This is a genomic window from Streptomyces sp. NPDC041135, from assembly GCF_055592085.1.
Genome location: NZ_JBVIYZ010000024.1, coordinates 64,838 through 81,743 on the forward strand (window position 1 = coordinate 64,838; position 16,906 = coordinate 81,743).

The window sequence follows — 16,906 nt, forward strand, 5'->3', positions numbered from 1 at the left end:
CGGCATCCGCGTGTCCGCGGCGGGTCACGCCGCCGGGGGCACGGCGGCCGCGGCCGCCCTCGCCGCGCGCGGCAGCGCGGACACGATGCGGTCCAGGGCCCGGTCGTCGTGCGAGGCGGACACGAACCAGGCCTCGAACGGGGACGGCGGCAGGTAGACGCCCTGGCGCAGCATCTCGTGGAAGAAGGCCCGGTAGCGGAACGCCTCGCTGGCCCGGACGTCGTCGTAGTCGCGGACCGGCCGCTGCGAGAAGAACACCGAGAACATCGTCCCCGAGTACTGCAGGACGTGTGCGACGCCCTCCGCGGACAGCGCCGCGGACACCTCGGAGCCGATCGTGGCGGACACGGTGTCCAGCCGCTCGTAGACCTCGCCGGTGCAGTGGCGCAGGGTCGCGAGGCCGGCCGCGGTGGCCACCGGGTTCCCCGCGAGCGTGCCCGCCTGGTACACGGGCCCGGCCGGGGCGAGGTGGGCCATGACGTCGGCCCGCCCGCCGAAGGCCGCCGCGGGGAAGCCGCCGCCCATCACCTTGCCGTAGGTGAACAGGTCCGCCGCCACCCCGTCCCGGCCGTACCAGCCGGCCCGGCTGGCCCGGAAGCCCGTCATGACCTCGTCGGAGATGAACAGGGCACCGTGGCGCCGGCACAGGTCCTTCAGGCCGGCGTTGAAGCCGGGCAGCGGCGGGACGGCGCCCATGTTGCCCGGCGCGGCCTCGGTGATCACGCAGGCGATCTCGGAGCCCCGCTCGGCGAAGGTGCGCTCCACCGCCGCCAGGTCGTTGTACGGCAGCACGATGGTGTCGGCGGCCTGCGCCCCGGTGACGCCCGGGGTGTCCGGCAGCGCGAAGGTGGCCAGGCCGGAGCCCGCGGCCGCCAGCAGCGCGTCGACGTGGCCGTGGTAGCAGCCCGCGAACTTGACGATCTTGGAGCGGCCGGTGAAGCCGCGGGCCAGCCGGATCGCCGACATGGTCGCCTCGGTGCCGGAGGTGACCAGCCGGACCCGCTCCACGGGCGCGACCCGGTCGACGATCTCCTCGGCGAGGGCGATCTCCCCCTCCGTGGCGGTGCCGAACGAGGTGCCGGAGGCCAGCGCGGCGTCGACGGCCTCCAGGACCGCCGGGTGCCGGTGGCCGAGGATCATCGGACCCCAGGAGCAGATCAGGTCGACGTACTCCCGGCCGTCGACGTCGTACAGGTACGGGCCCTGCGCGGAGGCCATGAACACCGGGGTGCCGCCGACGGAACCGAAGGCGCGCACCGGGGAGTTGACGCCGCCCGGGATGACCGCCCCGGCCCGCTCGAACAGCGAGGCCGAGGCGGCACCGGCGGAACCGTCGAGGGTGGCGGGTGCGGGGGATGAGGACATCGGTCAGTGCCTTTCGCAGTCGCTGGACGGGCTGGGAAACAGGAGGGGAAAGAGGAGGAGGAACAGCGGGTGAGGCCGCGGCGGGGCGGCCGGGACGGCCGGGCGGGGGCCGGTGGCGGGGGAGGTCCACCGGCTCCCGCCCGGAGCGGGCGGCCCGGGGCCGTCCGTCAGGGGGCCGGGGCGTCCCCGGCGGTGAACGCGGCGTCCAGGACGACCGCGCCGCCGGGCAGGACCCGCACCGGGTTGAGGTCGAGTTCGAAGGCGCCGGGCCAGTCGCGGACCGCGTCGGACAGCCGGTACAGCAGTCCGGCCAGCGCCTCGGTGCCGACCGCCGCGGTGCCGCGCGCCCCGTGCAGCAGGGCGGCGCCGCGCAGCTCGGAGATCATGCGCTCGGCCTCGCCGTCGGCGAGCGGCAGCACGCGGTGCGCGACGTCGTCGAGGACCTCGGTGAAGATGCCGCCGAGCCCCACGGTCAGGACGGTGCCCAGCGGGCTGGTGCGCACGCCCACAAGGGCCTCCACCCCCTCCGGGGCCAGCTCCTCGACGAGCACCTCGCCGCCGAGCGCGGCCAGGTCGGCGAAGGCGGCCGGCGCCTCCTGCGCGGTGACGCCCACCCGGACGCCGCCCGCCTCCGACTTGTGCAGCAGCCCGGGCACGACGGCCTTCAGCACCGCCCGGCCGCCCAGCTCCCGCACCAGCGCGGTCGCGTCGTCGGCGTCCCGGGCCACCCGGCCCCGGGGCACGGTGATCCCGGCCTCGCTCAGCAGCCGCTTCAGCTCCGGCTCGGTGGCCTGCGGCGCGGGCGCCGCGAGCGGCGCCGTGACCGCGTCCCGGGTGGTGTCCGGGCGGGGCTTGCTGACCTGCCACAGCGCGGCGGCGGCCTTCAGCGCCCGGGCCGGCGTCGGGTAGTCCGGCAGCTGGGCGTCGCGGAGCATGGCGGGGGCGTCCGGGGCGAGGAAGTCGGCGCCGGTACGGGCCACCAGGATCGGCTTGCCGCCCTTGCGGGCCGCCTTGGACAGGGCGGTGACCGCCTTCTCCACGTCGGGTCCGGCCATGACGCAGAAGCAGGCGATGATGATGTCGACCGAGTCGTCCGCGAGCAGCACGTCCAGCGACCGGTCGAACAGGGTCGGGTCGCTGAGCACGGTCGCGGTGATGTCGACGGGGTTCTCCACCGCGCCGAACGGCGGCACGATCTCGGTGAGCGCGGCGATGCTCTGCGGCGACAGCCGGCTCAGCTCCAGACCGGTGTCCTCGACGGCGTCGGCGGCCAGGATGCCGGAGCCGCCGGAGGTGGTCACCACGGCGACGCGCGGGCCCTTGGGCCGCAGCGGCACCTCGAACGCGGCGGCGGCGTCGAGCAGTTCGTCGATGTCGTCGACCCGGGCGATGCCCAGCTGGCGCAGCGCCGCGTCGAGCACCCGGTCGTCGGTGGCGAGGGCGCCGGTGTGGGAGGCGGCGGCCCGCCCGCCGGCCTCGGTGCGCCCGGACTTCAGCAGGGCGACCGGCTTGCCGGACGCGCTCAGCGCCCGCAGCGTGTCCAGGTCGGGCACGTCCTCCAGGTAGCCGAGCAGGCCCCGGCACTCGGGCTCCGCGGCCAGCTCGCGCAGCACCTCCAGCGCGGTGACGTCGGCGTCGTTGCCGGTGCTCACCACCCAGCCGGGGCGCAGCCCGCGCTGCAGGGCGAGGCTCGCCGCGCCGAAGCCCAGGGCGCCGCTCTGGCTGACGAAGCCGAGGGTGCCGGGCTCGAAGGGGACGCTCTCGGCGCCGAACAGCGGGCTGAAGGTGGCCAGGACCCGGTTGTTGAAGCTGACGGCGCCGATGCAGTTCGGCCCGATCAGGCGCAGCCCGCCCGCGCGGGCCCGGGCGACGATCTCGTCCTGGAGGGCGGCCCCGTCGGGCCCGGTTTCCGCGAAGCCGGAGGAGGCGATGATGGCGAGGGGTATCCCCGCGTCGACGCAGTCGTCGACGGCGCCGGCCACCCGGTCCGCGCCCACCATGATCAGCGCCAGGTCGACCGGCCCGGGCGCCTCCTTGAGCGAGGCGTACGCGGGGACGCCGAGGATCTCCCCGCCGCGTGGGTTGATCGGCAGGATGCGGCCCTTGTAGCCGTGGCGCAGCAGGAAGTCCATCGGCTTGCGGCCCAGCGCGCCGGGGCGTTCCGTCGCGCCGATGACGGCGATCGAGTCGGCGTTCCACAGGCTTGAGATCGCGCTCATGCCATGACCTCCTGGGCGGACGCGGGTGCGGGGTGCGGGGCGAACAGGGCGTGCAGGGCGTCGACGTAGACGTCGCCGTCGGGGCGCCCGGCCAGTTCGCGGGCGCGGACGGTGGGCTGGTGGAGCACCTTGTCGACGATGCGCCGGACGGTGCGGGAGACCTCCTGGAGGGCTTCGCCGTCCATGGCGTCCAGCCGCTTGCCGAGCCGGGCGAGTTCGGCGTCGGTGGCCTCGGCGGCGGTGGCGCGCAGCGCGGCGAGGGCCGGGGTGGCGCGGGCGGCGCGGAGGGCGGCCTTGAGGGCCTCCACCTCGGTGTCGACGATCCGGTGCGCGCTCTCCACGCTGGCCACGGACAGCTCGTCGTCGCCGCCCTCCTCCGCGATGCGCTGGAGGTCGACGAGGGTGGCGCCCGGGACCTGCCCGGCCTCCGGTTCGATGTTGCGCGGCAGCGACAGGTCCAGCAGGTACAGCTCGCGCCCGCCGCGGGCGGTCAGCGCGTCGGCGACCTCGCGGGCCCTGAGCAGGGGTTCGGTGGCGGCCGTGCAGCTGACGACGACGTCGACCTCGGTCAGCAGCCGGGGGATGTCCTGGAGCGGGTAGCCGCGGCCGTCGGCGGTCTCGGCGAGGCGCTGGGCCTTCTCCGGGGTGCGGTTGGCCATGTGCACCCGGCTCAGCCCGGAGCGGCGCAGGGCGGCGAGGACCACCCCGCCGAACGAGCCGGCGCCGATGACCAGCGCGGTCTTGCCGTCGAGGGAGCCGACCAGGCGCTCGAAGAAGGCCAGGCCCGCGGTGGCCAGGGAGCGGCCCGCCTCGTTCAGGCCGGTCTCGTTGCGGGCCCGCTTGCCGGTGCGCAGCGCGGCCTGGACGGCCTGGTTGAGGGTCTTGCTGGTGGCCCCGACCCGCTGGGCCCGCTCGAGGGCCTCCTTGACCTGGCCGAGGATCTGGTCCTCGCCGAGGACGACCGAGTCGAGCCCGGAGGCGACCTGGAACAGGTGGCGCAGGGCGTCGTCGCCGCGGCGCACGTACTGGTAGGGGGTGAGTTCCCGGGCGTCGACGCCGGTGTGCTCGGCGATGAGCTGGTCGAGCACGGGCACCGGGTCGGTGTCGGAGCCGGCCTCGACGTAGACCTCCATCCGGTTGCAGGTGGACAGCACCAGCGAGGCGGACAGACCGTCGGTGCCGGCGATGCGCTGGGCCAGGTCGTCGAGCGGCCTGGGGCTCTCGTAGAGCTGTTCGAGCAGGTCAAGGGGGGCGGTGGCGTGACTGATGCCCACCGCGAGGAACCGGTTGTCGTCCGGTGTTGTTCGTCGCACAGTCCTTACACCTCGATGGATGACGTGGGGCGGGGGCCCGGCCCGGGGGGCCGGGCGTGGCGGGTGGGTCAGCCCAGACGGGGCGCGAACTCGGTGGCCCAGTAGGTGATGATCTGGGAGGCGCCCGCCCGGTGGATCGAGGTGAGGCTCTCCACGATCGAACCGTCGCGGTCCAGCCAGCCGCGGGCGGCGGCGGCCTCGATCATCGAGTACTCGCCGGACACCTGGTACGCGGAGACGGGCACGTCGACGTGCTCGGCGATCAGCCGGACGATGTCGAGGTAGGCCAGGGCCGGCTTGACCATGACCATGTCGGCGCCCTCGGCCAGGTCGAGGGCGACCTCGCGCAGGGACTCGCGGATGTTGCCCGGGTTCTGCTGGTAGGTGCGGCGGTTGCCCTGGAGGGAGGACTCGACGGCGTCGCGGAAGGGGCCGTAGAAGTGCGAGGCGTACTTGGCCGAGTAGCCGAGGATGGCCACGTTCTGGTGGCCGGCCGCGTCCAGGGCCGCCCGGATGTGCCCGACCTGGCCGTCCATCATGCCGCTCGGGGCGACGATCTGGGCGCCGGCGTCGGCCTGCACGACGGCCGCCTGGCCGTAGAGCTCGATGCTGGCGTCGTTGTCGACGTCGCCGTCGGGGCCCAGCACACCGGTGTGGCCGTGGGTGGTGTACTCGTCGAGGTTGATGTCGCCGATGACGACGGTGGCGTCCCCGACCTCGGCGGCCACGTCGCGCAGTGCGACCTGGAGGATGCCGTCGGGGTCGACCGCGCCGCTGCCGCGCTCGTCCTTGTGCTGCGGGATGCCGAACAGCATCACGCCGCCCACGCCGGCGCTGACCGCCTCGACGGCCGCCTTGCGCAGGGTGTCCCGGGTGTGCTGGAAGACGCCCGGCATGGAGGGGATCTCACGGGGCTCGGTCAGGCCCTCGCGCAGGAACAGCGGCTGGATCAGATTGCTCGCGTGGACCTGGGTCTCGGCGGCGAGCCGGCGCAGGTGCGGGGTGCGGCGCAGCCGGCGCGGCCGGTGCAGCGGGGCACCCGCGGGGGTGCTGACGGGGGCGGGGCCGATGGTCGACTGGATGGTCATGCGGGATCACGCTCCTTGGAGGATCGAGCCGAGGAAGACCTTCTCGAGGTGCTGGGAGATCTCGGCGGGCGGACGGTGGAACCAGTAGCCGGCGTCGGAACGGGAGAAGATGCGCAGGTCGCGCAGGGTCACGGTGAGTTCGGCGAACTTCACGGCGAGGCCTGCCGGGTCGACCACGGGCATGCCGTGCAGCTCGCGGACGCCGAGGTGCCAGAAGATCTCGTTGGGGATGCCCTCGGCGGGGATGATGATCTCCGCGCCGGCCTTGCGGGCACGGGCGGCGGCCTCGGTGTACGCGGTGAGGAACTGGTCGTAGTCGCCGTCGAGGGCGCGGTGGACACCGTCCCAGCCGCCGGGCACGACCTCGTAGGCGGCCATGGACCGCTCCAGGCCGTAGCGCCGGACGTTGGCCCGGATGGGCTCCTCCAGCGGCGGCATGAAGCCGAGCAGGCCGAAGCGGTGCCCGGTCATGGCGGACAGGAAGAACGCCGTCTCGCCGTAGCCGAGCGTCGGCAGCGCGGCGAGGTGGCGGGCGTCGCGCAGACCGGGGTCCTGGCCCGCCGCGGTGATCCAGGCGTCGTACCCCGCGCGTTCGGCCTGGAGGGCCGAGTGCGCGAAGTGCTCGCTGAACAGGACCTGGGCGGCGTGGTGGCCGACCAGTCCGAAGGGGGTGTTGTCTGGGTAGGTGTCGGCCGGCAGCGTCTTGATGTCGATGACGGTGCCGGGGGCGGCGATCGCGTCCAGATGCTCGCGATACCACTGGTCGAGCAGTGGCAGCCGTCCTTCCACGGTGTGTTTGTGGAACCAGATGCGCATGGCGCTTCCGTCCTCTCGGCTGAAAACGGGCAGGGGAAGACACGGTGCGGGGGTGCGGGGTGTGCGGTGCGGGGGTGTGGGGGGCTGTGGGGGGTCCGCGCGGGGCGGGTCAGTGGGTGAGCTGCGGGCGGGGGGCGCAGTCCAGGAGCGAGGCCTTGACCAGGTAGTCGGCCGTGCGCCGCGGGTCGGCCGCGATCCGGCCGATGTCCTCCAGGGCGCCGCGCAGCCGGGCCGGGTCGTCGAGGCCGGCCGTGCGGGCCTCACTGCGCGGGATCACCTTGTCCGTCACCACCCGGCGCCGCTCGGCGGCCACCGAGCCCAGGAGCCGCTCGTCGGCCTCGCCGTGGTGCACACGGGTCAGCGCCCGGCCCCAGGCGACGGCGTCGTGCAGTCCGCAGTTCATGTTCATCCCGCCCGCGGTGGACGTCAGATGGGCGGCGTCCCCGGCGAACAGCACCCGGCCCGCCCGGTAGTCGGGCAGGACGTAGGCCGCGAGCCGGTAGGTGTGCGCGTCGGCGACCCGGACGTCCGCGGCGACCGAGGGCAGGGCCCGCCGCAGCAGGGCGCGCACCTCGGCCCGCTCCACCACCTCGCGGCGCGGCACGTCCGCCGGCATGCGGAAGATGAGCCGCCAGTGGTCGGGCAGGCCCAGGACGCTGAAGGACTGCCGGCTGTCGCGGACGTAGGCCAGGGGAGCCAGGCCGGGCAGCAGCACGTCGAGCGGCGTGCGGGTCACCACCCGCAGGGCGTAGGAGGGGTACTCGGTGGCCCGCGAGGGCAGCCCGAGCGCGGAACGGACCGTGCTGCGGCTGCCGTCGGCGGCCACCACGTACTCGGCGTCCAGCGGGGTGCGCAGCCCGGTCGGCCCGTCCAGCCACAGCCGTACGGCGTCCCCGCGGGGCCGCACGTCGAAGACGGTGCTGGAGAAGCAGACCTCCGCGTGCGGGTACTCCGCGAGCGCCGCCAGCAGCAGCGGGGTGAGCCGCGACTGCTCGGCGTGCACCCGGTAGGGGTGGGCGGTACGGCCGGTGAGGGCGTCGTAGCCGATGCGGTGCAGCACCCGCTGCCCGAGGTCGCGCCACTGGATCTCGTGCACCTCCCGGCCCGCGGCGCGCAGCGGCGCCGCGACGCCCAGCTCGTCGAGCAGGTCCAGGGTGGCGGGGTGGAAAGTGGAGGCGCGGGAGGCCGTCGACAGGTCCCGGGAGGACTCCAGGACGGTGACCGGCACGCCGCCCCGGGCCAGGACCAGGGCGGTGGTGAGCCCGACCGGTCCGGCCCCGACGACGACCACCGGGCGGCGGCGGACGCTCATGCCGTCCCGCCCGTGCGGGCGGCGAGCCGGCGCAGCAGGCCGGTCTCCTCCGCGGGGTCGGCCGGCAGCCCGGTCTGCTTCAGCGCCCAGCGGGCCGAGCAGATGTTGGAGGTGAGCAGGATGCGGTCGTTGCCCTCGCCGATCCGCGCCAGGGCGTCGAAGGTGAACATCCCGGTGCCGGTGAGCAGCAGCGCCTCGTCGTCACCGAGTCCGGCCTCGTCGACCTGGCGGACCAGGTCGTCGGTGCTGACGTCGTAGGGGGAGAAGCGGTCGCCCGCCCGGACCGGTACGACCCGGGAGACGGTCAGCCCGGCCTGCTCCCAGAAGGTGCGCGACAGCTCGGTCAGCCAGGGCTCGTACGGCGAGACCAGGACGATGTCCCGGACGCCGAGGTCGGCGCAGGTGTCCAGGGTGGCGAGGGTGGAGGAGGCGACGGGCCGGCCGCCCGCGTCGGCGAGCTTGTCGCACAGGGCCCGGTCGCCGTCGGGGCCGAGCAGGTAGTGCGAGCCGCTGCACGCCACGACGACCGCGCCGAGCTTCAGGCCGCCGAATCCGGCGACGACCCCGTCGAGGCCCTCGTTGTAGACGTCCAGCCGCTCGCGCAGGGTCCGCCCCGGCAGGACCGGGAAGCGCGAGGTGTGCACGTTCATGGCGGGCCGGACGAGGCTGCCGATCTCCGGTTCGGCGGCGGCGTTCCCGGAAGGAACGACGACCCCGAGGCGTTCCGCAGATTGCAAGGACATCTTTCCCCTTTTCCGAGGCGTTTTCCGAGGCTTTTTCCGGGACTTCCCGAGGCGGATGTCCGCCGTCCTGGAATGTCCGGTCGCGGGCTTTTCCTGACGCCTGGAACGCTAGAGGGGGAGGGCGAGGTGCGGCACTACGGAATCACGCAGTGAGCCGCTCCTGCTGCGGAATTCCGAACCGGGGCACGGTGGCGCCGAGGGCCGAGGCGAGTTGGGCGCGGCGGCTGATCGACAGCTTCCGGTACATGCGCGTCAGGTGCTGCTCCACGGCCCGGCAGGACACGTTCAGCCGCTCGGCGATCTTCTGGTTGGTCATGCCGGAGAGCACCATGCGCGCGATGCGCGACTCGTGCGGGGTGAGGACGACGTCGGGGGCGGCCTCGGGTTCCTCGGGCTCGCGTCCGGTGAGCGCGCTGTGGCCGTACTCGACGTTCCAGGAGCTGATCCTGGTGCGGGCGATCAGGCCCTGCCGGACCAGCGGGTCGCCGCGCAGGACCCGGTGCAGGGACACCTCGTCGGAGACCGCGATCACCAGGATGTCCCCGTTGCCGGTCCCGGCGGGACCGCCGCCGACGAGGACGGAGCGGGCGGACAGGGACCGCAGGTACGCGAGGTGGTCGGGCCAGGCCAGGCGCAGCCGGGATTCGGCGGGGTGGAAGGTGCGTTCGACGACGTACGGCATGGGGGTCACCTCGGCGTGGGGCACTGCGCGGACGCCGGTCCGGTGGCAGGTTTCCGGAAGCGGCGGCGGACGGGTCGGGGCGGAGAGGAGCGCCGGGAGGACGGCGCGGAGAGGGGTGGGGCGGCGAGGGTGCGGGGGAGCGGAGCGTCTCCCGTGGCGGGCGGCGTACGGGCGGCGTACGGGCGGCGTACGCACCGTCTCCGGGTCGGCGTACGGGCGGTGTACGGCCGACGGGACCCGGTGGGCCGGTGGTGCGGCCGGCCCGCCGGGTCCCGTCCTTCGCGGTGCGTGCGATGAGGACCGCGGGCCTCACTGGGCGCCCGCGAGCCCCTTCGCCGGCGCGGGGGTGTCGGCGTTCGCGGCGGTCGGCGTCTGCGCGGCCTGCACCGCGGGCTTGTCCGCGGGCTTGTCCACCGGCTTGCGGCGCAGCAGCGCGGTCGCGGTGAGCACGGCGGCGGTGCCGAGCAGGACGCTCCAGCCGAGGGACTCGCCGAGGAAGGCGGCGCCGAGGACCACGGACACCACGGTCATCAGGTAGATGACGGTGGCGGCGGCCGCGGGGCCGTCCTTGGTGATGATGACCGTGTTGAGCAGCACGGCGAAGCCGGTGCACACCACGCCGAGGACGATCAGGGCGACGACGGAGTCGGTGCGCCACTCGACGGGGTCCAGGCCGAGGAACGGCACGGCGAACAGCGTGAGCACGGCGGCGATGCTCAGCTGCCCGCCCGCCAGCATGAACACGGGGATGCCGCGGCCGGCGAGGAAGCGGCCGACGTAGGCGAAGCTGCTGCCGAAGCTGACGGCGCCGAGGACGAAGCAGACGATGCTGCTGGTGGAGGCGTGGGTGCCGGCGCTCCAGGGGGCGGCCACCAGGACCACGCCGAGCAGACCGATGACCATGCCCAGCATCCGGGTGGCGCCCAGGCGCTTCTCGGTGCCGAACAGCACGGCCGCGCCGAGCGTCCAGACCGGTCCGGTGCCGCTGATGATGCCGGCGACGTTGCTGGAGCCGTGCACCTCACCCTGGGCGAACAGCAGCCAGGGGACGGCGTTGCCGAGCAGGGCGGCCACGGCCATGTGCCCGAGGAGCTTGCGGTCCCGGGGCGGGCGCTGCCCCCGGGACAGGCCGATGGCCATCAGCACGGCGGCCCCGAGGACGAGCCGCACGAACACCATCTCCACGGGCGAGAAGCCGTACCCGGAGATCTTGATCCAGAGGAAGACCGAGCCCCACAGCAGGCTCAGGCCGGACAGTCGCAGCAGCGCGCCCGATTTCATGGCGGACCCTCACATTCAGCGGACAACAGGGGCGAAGGGTGAAGACGGGGGCGGAACCTGCCCGCCGACCCGCACCAGAAGCGTCGCGCCTGCCCCCGCCCGCGGTCCAGCAAGTAATCTTTCCGATGAATGTGAAGGCCGCCTGAAACATTCGATGGTGCGACTGAATGGCAGATGTTGCCTGTGAAACTAAGCCTGCGATGCCCCGTCCAGCTCCATTTCGGCGGCCCGGGCCGCCTCGCCCAGGGCCTCCAGGACCGCCTCGATCTGCGGCACGTCCCCGCTGCCGGGCCGCACGGCGGCGAACACCCGGCGCCAGGGCGCGTCGTCGAACCGCCGCACCGTGACGCCGGGCTGGGACGACCGGCGGGCCAGCCGGGGCACCAGGCAGATGCCCAGGCCCTGGCGGACGGCGGCGAAGGTGGCGTCCCAGTCGCCGATGACATGGGTGGCCTGCGGGGTGAAACCGGCGGCCGTGCAGGCGGCCAGCGGGATCTCCTGGCACATGCCGACCGTGGCGAAGATCCACGCCTCGTCGGCCAGGTCCCCCAGGGTCAGCGAGGGCGCCTGCGCCAGCGGATGGTCCTCCGGCAGGGCCACGTCGAACACCTCCGTCATCAGCGGCCGCTTGTCGAAGCGGGCGTCGAGGGCGGGCGCCAGCGGCGACTCCACGGCGATGACCACGTCCGTGCGGCCCAGCTCCAGCAGTTCGAAGCTGACCGGCGGATCGACCTCGGCGAGCGTCGTGCGCAGCTCGGGCAGGCGCCGCTTGAGGATGCCGGCGGCCGGCAGGATCAGCGGCGCCAGGGTGGTGCCGAACCCGGAGACCGACACCTCGCCGCGCGCCCCGCCGCTGTGCTCGGCGAGGGCGCGGTGGAGCCGGTCGATGCTCCCGAAGATCTCCTCGGCGTGCCGCAGCACCACCTTCGCCGCGCCGGTGAGCCGCAGCCGCCGCCCCACCGGTTCGGTCAGCGGCACCCCCAGCTCCTTCGCCAGCCCCGCCAGTTGCTGGGAGACCGCGGAAGGGGTCAGGTGCAGCGCGGCCGCCACCGCGCTGACCGTGCCCCGCCGGTCCAGCTCCACCAGGACCCGCAGCTTGCGCAGATCGAGTTCGCTGCCGTACGGCTTGGCCGTCGAGCCACCCTTGTCCATGCCCATGCTGACCCAACGTCAGCGCAGGCGTTCGTGTTCCAGGTCGATCACCTCCTTCGCCAGCCGCTCGAACGCGGCGAGGTCGGTGGCGTCCTGCTCGGCGTCCCGCCGCTGCCCGGGGAAGGTGGGGTCCAGGACGACCGTGCCGGCGCCCAGCCGGTCCAGCAGGACCAGGTCGTCGTGGATCTGTTCCAGGCTGCCCTCGCCCAGCACCCGCCCGGCGGGCAGCGGCCTACCGGTCAGCCGCAGCTTGATCCGCGGCGCGAGCGCGGGCACCGGCAGGTTCAGCCGCTTGGCGGTGTCGCGCAGCGCGGGCAGACCCAGGTGCACCAGCCAGTCGCCGGTGACCGAGGTGGGGTGCCAGGCGTCGCCCAGGCGCACCGCCCGCCGCAGGGCGCCCGGGCTGTGCCCGCCGATCCACACCGGCGGCCCCGACGGCTGCACCGGGCGGGGCCCGGTGTGCACGGGTCCGAAGCTGACGAACTCCCCGTCGTACGCGACGACGTCCCGCGTCCAGAACGCCTTCATCACCCGCAGGTACTCGTCGCTGCGGGCGCCCCGGCGCGCGTACGGCACCCCCAGCGCGGCGAACTCGCCCGCCGCCCAGCCCGCGGCCGCCCCGAACACGAACCGGCCCCCGCTGAGCCGGTCGATGTTCGCCACCTGACGGGCCACCAGCAGCGGATGCCGGTACGGCAGGATGGTCACGGTGGTCCCGATGCGCACCCGGGTCGTGGTGCCCGCGAGCCAGGCGAGCACGGTGAACGGGTCGTAGAACGGCGCGGGGAACAGGTGCTCCACCTCGGGCGTCGGCGCCACGTGGTCGGACACCATCAGCTGGTGGTAGCCCAGGCCCTCCAGCCGCCGGGCCCACTCCAGCATGGTCTCCGGAGTGGTGGACGGACCGTAGTTGGGCAGGTTAGCGCCGAACTTCATGGGACTCTCCGTTTCGCTCGGACCCCGGATGCGGACGTCCGTCCGGGGCTGGATGGGGCGCGTCGGACCGCAGGCGGCGGCCGAGCAGGTGCAGGCCGCAGGCCAGGGCGGCCACGGCGGCGGCGAGCGGCGGCAGCCGGCCCGGCGCGACCCCGGCCGACAGCACGGCCCCGCCGAGTGCGGCACCGGCCGAACCGCCGAGGTAGGTGGCGGAGCTGTTCAGCGCCAGCACGGCCGCGCCGCCCGACGGCCGCAGGCTCAGCAGCCGGTGCTGCTGCGGCACCACGAACGCCCAGCCGGCCGCGCCCCACACCACCAGCAGCGGCAGCACCGCCGCGCCGCGCAGCAGCCCCAGCGGGGCCAGGGCCGCGGCCAGCGCGGCGAGCAGCACCGCCACCTGCGCGCCGGGCCGCCCGGTGCGGTCCAGCAGCGGCCCGACCAGGAAGCTCCCCGCCACCCCGCCGACGCCCCACAGCCACAGCGCCGTCCGGTGCGCGCCGACCCCGTCCGCGTCCAGCACCGCCACCAGGTAGGTGTACAGGCCCAGGCTGGCCACGGTCTGCAGGAACGTCGTCAGCACCGCGACCCCGACCCGCCGGTCCGTCAGCTGGGCGCCGCGTTCGCGCAGCCCGGGCATCGCGGCGCCGGACACCGCCGGCAGCAGCAGCGCCGAGCCCGCCAGTGACACCGCACCGATCCCGGTGACCAGCCACAGCGCCGCCCGCCAGCCCGCGTGCTGGGCCACCAGCAGCCCGCCCGGCACACCGAGCACGGTGCCCGAACTCAGCCCGCCGAGCACCACCGTCAGCGCCCGGCCGCGCCGCTCGGGACCGGCGAGCGCGGCGGCCGCGGTCGCCGCCACCGGCATGAACACCCCCGCGGCCACCCCGGCCACGCCGCGCGCCACCATCAGCGCGGGCAGCGAGGGCGCCAGCGCCGAGGCCGCGTTGGCCAGGCAGAACAGGGCCAGCGCCGCGACGAGGACCTGCCGGACGCCCCACCGCGCCAGCGCCGCGCCCACCAGCGGGGCGAGCAGGGCGTAGCAGAGCATGAACACCGTCACGAGCTGCCCCGTCACCGAGGCCGGCTCGTGCAGGTCCCGGCCGACCGCGGGCAGCAGTCCCGCCGTCACATAGGCGTCGGTCCCCACCGCCAGCGCTCCGAACCCGAGCAGCAGCACGCGCAGCACGGTGTCTCCTCCCTCGTCGGCATCCGCACGGCTCAAGCCTCACGCGCCGGCCGCCGTACGGGGGCATCCCGGCGGGCCAGGGGTTCGGGTTCCCACACACCCCGTCCCGCCGGACGGTCCCGGCCCGGCCGCGGCGCCCTAACGTCGAGGTCTCCGACGGGGCAGTGGCCCAGCCGGCCGCCGTACCGAGTCACCGCGACGGAAGGGATGAGCCATGCAGGACCACACCATCATCGATTCCTGGTTCCCCGCCGACCTGCTCCCGCCCGCTCACTGGGAGGAGCACTACACGCCCCGGGAGCTGCCGCCCGGCGCCCGGGTCACCCGGTTCGCGCCCAGTCCCACCGGCTCCATGCACCTGGGCGGCCTGTACGTGGCGACGCTGGCCCGGGACCTCGCCCGGCGCTCCGGCGGCGTCTACCTGGTGCGGATCGAGGACACCGACAAGGACCGCGAAGTCCCGGGCGCCGCACAGGAGTTCGCCCGGATCTTCCGCTACTTCGGCCTGGAACCGGACGAAGGTGAACAGGAGGGCCGCTGGGGCCCCTACCGCCAGTCCGACCGCGCGGACATCTACCTGTCGTACGTGCGGGAACTCGTCCGCGGACAGCGGGCCTACCCCTGCTTCTGCTCCCCCGGGCAGTTGGAGGAGAACGCCGCGGAACAGCGCCGTTCACGCTCCCCGCTCGGCTACTACGGCAAGTGGGCCCGCTGCCGCTCGCTGTCCGTGCGGGAGGCCGGGGAGCGGATCGCCGCCGGTCAGCCCTACACCGTCCGGCTGCGCTGCCCCGTCGGACTGCCGGGCCGGGTGCGCTTCAGCGACCTGGTGCGCGGGGCGCTGACCATGCTGGACAACGGCAACGATGTGGTGGTGCTGAAGTCCGCGGACGCCGAGGGCCGCCGGCTGCCCACCTACCACCTGGCCCACGTGGTCGACGACCACCTGATGCGGGTGAACCTCGTGGTGCGCGGCGAGGAGTGGATCTCGTCGCTGCCGCTGCACCACCAGCTGCACCGCGCGCTCGGCTTCCGGCCGCCCGAGTACGCCCACATCGCGCCGCTGATGAAGCTGGACGGCGCCGGCCGGCGCAAGCTGAGCAAGCGCAAGGACCCCGAGTCGGCGGCCGGCTTCTACGAGGCGGCCGGATATCCGGCGGCGGCCGTCGAGCACTACCTGCGCGGCCTGGCCAACAGCCCGCTCGCCGACCTGCCGACGCGGCAGGCGCTCGACGAGCCGCTGCGGCTGGCCGGGATGGGCAGCGCCGGGCCGATGGTGGACCTGCTCAAGCTGCGCTCCGTCAGCCGCGAGTACATCGCCTCGCTGGCACCCGAGGAGGCCCTCGTCCAGCTCGGCGACTGGGCGGCCGAGTACGCCCCCGAACTGCACGCCGTGCTGCGCAAGCACCCCGATCTGGCGCTGGCCGCCCTCGAGATGGCCCGGCGCGGCACCGGCACCCCCCGCAAGGACCTCGCCTGCTGGCAGGAGTTCACGGCCCGCTACGGCTTCTGCTTCCCCGAGCTGCACGAGATGGTCGACCGGCCCGCCGACGACCGCTTCGGCGGCCTGCCCGGCCCGGTGGTCTCCGCCCTCGCCGCGGACCTGATGGCGGACTACCGTCACGCGGGGCCGGCCGAGGACTGGTTCGCGGTGCTGCGCACGGTGGCCGAGCGGCACGGCTTCGCCCCCGACGTGCGCAGCCACCGCCGCGACCCCGGCGCCTACCGCGGCTCGATCCGGGACGTGGCCAACGTGCTGCGGGTGTGCCTGACGGGCAGCCGCCGCAGCCCGGACCTGTTCCAGGTGGCCCAGTCGCTCGGGGAGGAGGAGGTGCTGCGCCGGCTCAGGCCGCTGGCCACCGGGGCGCCGGCCGGCCGGTGCTGAACCACCGCACGCCCGGGCGGCGGAAGCCGCCGGGGACGAGGAGACCGGTGGCGGACGTACCGGGGAAGGAGGGTGCCCAGGGAGCGTGAGAGCGACAGGCCCAGGGAGAAGAGGGGGACGGCGGCCCGGTGTCCGGGCCGCCGTCCGGCGTGCTCCCGCTCAGCTCGCCATCAGCTCCTCCCCGCGCAGCGCGACCGCCAGCTGCGCGCGCCGGCTGATCGACAGCTTGCGGTAGATCCGGGTGATGTGCTGCTCGACCGCTCGCGGCGACACCATGAAGTGCTCGGCGATCTGCCGGTTGGTCAGCCCGTCCAGCATCATCCGGGCCACCCGCAGCTCGTGGGCGCTCAGCCGCCCGGCCGGTTCGGCGTCACCGGCGGCCGGGGTGACGGACTCTGCTCGCTCCTCCGCTCCGAGCAGGTCGTCCATCCCCTGGACCGTGACGTCCAGCGCCAGCCGCTCCTGGGTGTAGGGATCGGCGCCGAGCACCTGGTGCACCGCGGCTCGGTCGGGCGCCTTGACCACGAGCACCTCCCGGCGTCCGTCCTCCCAGGTCCCTCCGCCGATCAGCACGCCCTGATGCATGAGCCTGCGCCAGTACGTCCGGTGGGCCGGCCGGAGCCGGTGCAACCGGGGATCGTCCTGGAACGCGCGGCTGATGATGTATCGCACCGTTACCGCCTTCTGACGTGTCTCACGTGGCCCACGCCCCTCACGCGGCCTGGGGTACGGGCAGGGGCGGGGTCCCTTCGGCGGTGTGCCGCGAGGACACGTCGTTGACCGCGTCCGGCACGGGCTGCCCCGCCAGGGCGCGGCGCACGGACCGGGCGGCCGCGATGCCCGCCTTCTCCTGGGCCTCGTCGGTGGAGGCGCCCAGGTGCGGGGTGCAGACGACCTGGTCCAGCTCGAACAGCGGGGAGTCGGTGCA

14 protein-coding genes and 1 pseudogene are annotated in these 16,906 nt (G+C 74.4%); 1 reads left to right on the forward strand and 14 read right to left on the reverse strand.

The genetic code is table 11. From position 1 onward, the window contains the following. Positions 1–24: 24 nt before the first annotated feature. The 12 genes from hemL to ACZ6CZ_RS32110 form a co-directional block, all read right to left on the reverse strand. Positions 25–1,365 carry a glutamate-1-semialdehyde 2,1-aminomutase gene (hemL, locus tag ACZ6CZ_RS32055; protein ID WP_469028236.1) on the reverse strand — a complete coding sequence of 447 codons (1,341 nt, stop codon included), beginning with the start codon at positions 1,363–1,365 and terminating at the stop codon, positions 25–27. Between the two features lie 167 nt (positions 1,366–1,532). After that, positions 1,533–3,584 carry an acetate--CoA ligase family protein gene (locus ACZ6CZ_RS32060; protein ID WP_469028238.1) on the reverse strand — a complete coding sequence of 684 codons (2,052 nt, stop codon included), beginning with the start codon at positions 3,582–3,584 and terminating at the stop codon, positions 1,533–1,535. After that, positions 3,581–4,897 (reverse strand): glutamyl-tRNA reductase, encoded by a 1,317-nt coding sequence (gene hemA, locus ACZ6CZ_RS32065; protein ID WP_469028241.1) that lies wholly within the window; start codon positions 4,895–4,897, stop codon positions 3,581–3,583. Before hemA ends, ACZ6CZ_RS32060 begins: the two co-directional genes overlap by 4 nt. A gap of 68 nt (positions 4,898–4,965) precedes the next feature. Then, complete coding sequence (hemB, locus tag ACZ6CZ_RS32070; protein ID WP_469028243.1) at positions 4,966–5,985, reverse strand: porphobilinogen synthase; 1,020 nt, start codon at positions 5,983–5,985, stop codon at positions 4,966–4,968. 6 nt (positions 5,986–5,991) lie between these two features. Continuing rightward, the gene (locus ACZ6CZ_RS32075) at positions 5,992–6,801 is read right to left on the reverse strand and encodes an aspartate/glutamate racemase family protein (protein WP_469028245.1); all 810 of its coding nucleotides are present in this window, start codon (positions 6,799–6,801) and stop codon (positions 5,992–5,994) included. 109 nt (positions 6,802–6,910) lie between these two features. Beyond that, positions 6,911–8,113, reverse strand: a complete 1,203-nt coding sequence (locus ACZ6CZ_RS32080; protein ID WP_469028248.1) for an FAD-dependent oxidoreductase — start codon at positions 8,111–8,113, stop codon at positions 6,911–6,913. Further along, complete coding sequence (locus ACZ6CZ_RS32085) at positions 8,110–8,856, reverse strand: maleate cis-trans isomerase family protein (protein ID WP_469028250.1); 747 nt, start codon at positions 8,854–8,856, stop codon at positions 8,110–8,112. The genes ACZ6CZ_RS32080 and ACZ6CZ_RS32085 overlap by 4 nt, the downstream gene beginning before the upstream one ends. Positions 8,857–8,998: 142 nt before the next feature. Further along, on the reverse strand, positions 8,999–9,538 hold the full coding sequence (locus tag ACZ6CZ_RS32090; protein WP_469028253.1) for a helix-turn-helix transcriptional regulator: 540 nt from the start codon (positions 9,536–9,538) through the stop codon (positions 8,999–9,001). A gap of 309 nt (positions 9,539–9,847) precedes the next feature. Beyond that, positions 9,848–10,819, reverse strand: a complete 972-nt coding sequence (locus ACZ6CZ_RS32095) for a DMT family transporter (protein ID WP_469028255.1) — start codon at positions 10,817–10,819, stop codon at positions 9,848–9,850. A gap of 189 nt (positions 10,820–11,008) precedes the next feature. Beyond that, positions 11,009–11,977 carry a LysR family transcriptional regulator gene (locus ACZ6CZ_RS32100; protein WP_469028256.1) on the reverse strand — a complete coding sequence of 323 codons (969 nt, stop codon included), beginning with the start codon at positions 11,975–11,977 and terminating at the stop codon, positions 11,009–11,011. Positions 11,978–11,989: 12 nt separating this feature from the next. Continuing rightward, the gene (locus tag ACZ6CZ_RS32105) at positions 11,990–12,907 is read right to left on the reverse strand and encodes a TIGR03619 family F420-dependent LLM class oxidoreductase (RefSeq protein WP_469028258.1); all 918 of its coding nucleotides are present in this window, start codon (positions 12,905–12,907) and stop codon (positions 11,990–11,992) included. Continuing rightward, a complete protein-coding gene (locus ACZ6CZ_RS32110; protein ID WP_469028261.1) occupies positions 12,891–14,096 on the reverse strand; it encodes an MFS transporter in 1,206 nt (401 codons plus the stop codon). The genes ACZ6CZ_RS32105 and ACZ6CZ_RS32110 overlap by 17 nt, the downstream gene beginning before the upstream one ends. 214 nt (positions 14,097–14,310) lie before the next feature. Here ACZ6CZ_RS32110 and ACZ6CZ_RS32115 point away from each other — a divergent pair, with 214 nt between their 5' ends. Then, the gene (locus tag ACZ6CZ_RS32115; RefSeq protein ID WP_469028264.1) at positions 14,311–15,978 is read left to right on the forward strand and encodes a glutamate--tRNA ligase; all 1,668 of its coding nucleotides are present in this window, start codon (positions 14,311–14,313) and stop codon (positions 15,976–15,978) included. Positions 15,979–16,137: 159 nt separating this feature from the next. On the opposite strand, the gene ACZ6CZ_RS32120 is transcribed toward ACZ6CZ_RS32115, so the two are convergent. Together ACZ6CZ_RS32120 and ACZ6CZ_RS32125 are read right to left on the reverse strand one after the other, a co-directional pair. Next, complete coding sequence (locus ACZ6CZ_RS32120) at positions 16,138–16,650, reverse strand: LuxR C-terminal-related transcriptional regulator (RefSeq protein ID WP_469028267.1); 513 nt, start codon at positions 16,648–16,650, stop codon at positions 16,138–16,140. A gap of 49 nt (positions 16,651–16,699) precedes the next feature. Next, positions 16,700–16,906, reverse strand: a pseudogene (locus ACZ6CZ_RS32125) (phosphoglycerate dehydrogenase); the annotation flags it as partial.

Excerpts from the sequence above, each read along its gene's own strand:
- hemL (WP_469028236.1), bottom strand. The coding sequence starts at position 1,365 with ATGTCCTCATCCCCCGCACCCGCCACCCTCGACGGTTCCGCCGGTGCC.
- ACZ6CZ_RS32060 (WP_469028238.1), bottom strand. The coding sequence starts at position 3,584 with ATGAGCGCGATCTCAAGCCTGTGGAACGCCGACTCGATCGCCGTCATC.
- hemB (WP_469028243.1), bottom strand. The coding sequence starts at position 5,985 with ATGACCATCCAGTCGACCATCGGCCCCGCCCCCGTCAGCACCCCCGCG.
- ACZ6CZ_RS32075 (WP_469028245.1), bottom strand. The coding sequence starts at position 6,801 with ATGCGCATCTGGTTCCACAAACACACCGTGGAAGGACGGCTGCCACTG.
- ACZ6CZ_RS32080 (WP_469028248.1), bottom strand. The coding sequence starts at position 8,113 with ATGAGCGTCCGCCGCCGCCCGGTGGTCGTCGTCGGGGCCGGACCGGTC.
- ACZ6CZ_RS32085 (WP_469028250.1), bottom strand. The coding sequence starts at position 8,856 with ATGTCCTTGCAATCTGCGGAACGCCTCGGGGTCGTCGTTCCTTCCGGG.
- ACZ6CZ_RS32090 (WP_469028253.1), bottom strand. The coding sequence starts at position 9,538 with ATGCCGTACGTCGTCGAACGCACCTTCCACCCCGCCGAATCCCGGCTG.
- ACZ6CZ_RS32095 (WP_469028255.1), bottom strand. The coding sequence starts at position 10,819 with ATGAAATCGGGCGCGCTGCTGCGACTGTCCGGCCTGAGCCTGCTGTGG.
- ACZ6CZ_RS32100 (WP_469028256.1), bottom strand. The coding sequence starts at position 11,977 with ATGGGCATGGACAAGGGTGGCTCGACGGCCAAGCCGTACGGCAGCGAA.
- ACZ6CZ_RS32105 (WP_469028258.1), bottom strand. The coding sequence starts at position 12,907 with ATGAAGTTCGGCGCTAACCTGCCCAACTACGGTCCGTCCACCACTCCG.
- ACZ6CZ_RS32115 (WP_469028264.1), top strand. The coding sequence starts at position 14,311 with ATGCAGGACCACACCATCATCGATTCCTGGTTCCCCGCCGACCTGCTC.